Here is a 1880-nt window from a genome sequence, read left to right on the forward strand (position 1 = left end):
TGAGTTTCTCTCGTTTTTGTGTTCGATTCGGGGTAGAATTGTGGTGAAGGAGGCAATGGCGCCCATGTTTATGGAAAACCCGAGTGAGTCCAGTTCGAACCCCGTGATTGTGGCGGTGGAGCAGGCGCGGGAGATCTTGTTGGCGGCGTTGGGTGGGCTGTCCTTCGGGGCGCTTGGCGATGAAGAATCCCTGACCATGCTGCTCGCCTTGGAGAGCGTCGGGCGGGTCGTTGATGGTGCGCGGGTGCTGTCCACGACGGATGTGTTGCGTCGTTCCGAGTATTTTGATGCGGCTGTGGCTAAGAAGGCTGTGGCTAAGAAGGCCGTGGCGAAGACGGCTGCGACGAAAACGGCCGAGCAGGCCGAGGTTGAAGCCGCTGGCGCGGTGTCTCTGGCGCGTCGGCTGGGTTGCCGTAGCGGCCTCGTGTTGGTCTCGACCCTGGCCCGGCTCTCGCGCAGTGAGGTGCGGCAGCGTGCGAGCCTGGGTAAGAGTGCGGGTGAGCGGATGCTGCTTGGCCGCCCCTGACACCGACCTATCCCGTGGTGGGTGAGGCGTTACAGGGCGGGGAGCTGGGCGTCGAGCAGGCCCGCGTGATCGTGTCCGTCCTCGACGGCCTGCGCTCTTCGGTGCTCGTCGATGACCTAGACCGGGTCGAACGGTCTCTCGTGGCGAGTGGGTCCGGTGCTATCACGCCCGAAACCGAGGGTCTTCCGGGCGCGGGGATCGCGTTTGCGCCGGAGTTGCTGCGCCAGCAGGGCATTGCGTGGCAGGCGCGTCTCGCGCCTGACGGGTCTGCGCCCGGTGAGGCCACCGCCGAACGGCGCAGCTGGCTGTCCTTTGGTGGGCTGGCAAACGGCGGCTACAGCCTGAACGGCTGGCTGACCACCCTCGATCGTGCCATCATCAGCACCGTCTTCGACACTTATCTCTCCGCCGCCGCGGCCAACCCCGTTCCCGGCGCCACCCCGCGTGCCACGGTCGCCTTCCACACGACCGAACCGTCCGCCGAAGACAGCACCTACGAGGACAGCACCGGCACGGACAGCGCCGCCGGTGGCACCAACGACATCGACAGCGACCTCGAAGAAACTGGCACCGACTCCGAACATGCCGAACCGGCCGAGCTCGACGACCAAGACTGGCAGACCACGGCGACCGAGCAGAACGAGACGGCCACGCTCAGTCCCTGCCCACAGGAACCCGGCGACATCCGCTCGATCGGTGAAAAGCAAGCCGGCATCCTCCGCGCCGTATTCGAAGCCGCCGCACGCCAGCCCGGCACACCAACCATGGGCGGGGCCGCACCGACGGTACTGGTGCACATCAACATCAACGACCTCCTCACCGGGCGCGGCGCCGGCTGGATCGACGGTATCGATGGCCCCCTCACCGTCAAACAAGTCGACGAACTCGTCTGCGCCGGCGGGTATCAGCCGGTGTTGTTCGGCCACCAGGGCCAGATTTTGCACCTCGGCAACTCCAACCGGTTCTTCACCGCCAGGCAGCGCCGAGCACTGGCCGCCCGCGACGGTGGCTGCGTCATCCCCGGCTGCACCGTGCCACCACAATTCACCCAGGTTCACCACGTGAAAGCGTGGCGCAACGGCGGCCTCACCAACATCGATAACACCGCACTCATCTGCAACGCCGGGCATGCCAGCATCGAGACGTCCGGCTGGGACATCGACATGAGAGACGGCCGACCCTGGGTGCGCGGACCCCTCATCTTCGACCCCACCCACACCTGGCGCCCCGGCGGCCAAAACCGCGCCGCCACCCCCACCGAGAAACCCAACTGGAACAAATAGTCCCACCACAGACCAAGACACCACCACCGGGCCACACCGTGCCTCCGACCATCCCGACCAGCTCGACCAGC

2 protein-coding genes are annotated in these 1880 nt (G+C 66.1%); both read left to right on the forward strand.

Annotated features, from left to right (window positions below):
- On the forward strand, nucleotides 1-526 hold a 526-nt coding region (locus tag CXY73_RS00110), incomplete at its 5' end, for a hypothetical protein (protein ID WP_233198049.1).
- Nucleotides 523-1809: an HNH endonuclease signature motif containing protein gene (locus tag CXY73_RS00115; protein ID WP_104176392.1), complete on the forward strand. Its 1287-nt coding sequence runs from the start codon at nucleotides 523-525 to the stop codon at nucleotides 1807-1809. The genes CXY73_RS00110 and CXY73_RS00115, both read left to right, overlap by 4 nt.
- Nucleotides 1810-1880 lie beyond the last annotated feature (71 nt).

Source organism: Cryobacterium sp. Y50 (assembly GCF_002929805.1).
Taxonomy (GTDB): domain Bacteria; phylum Actinomycetota; class Actinomycetes; order Actinomycetales; family Microbacteriaceae; genus Cryobacterium.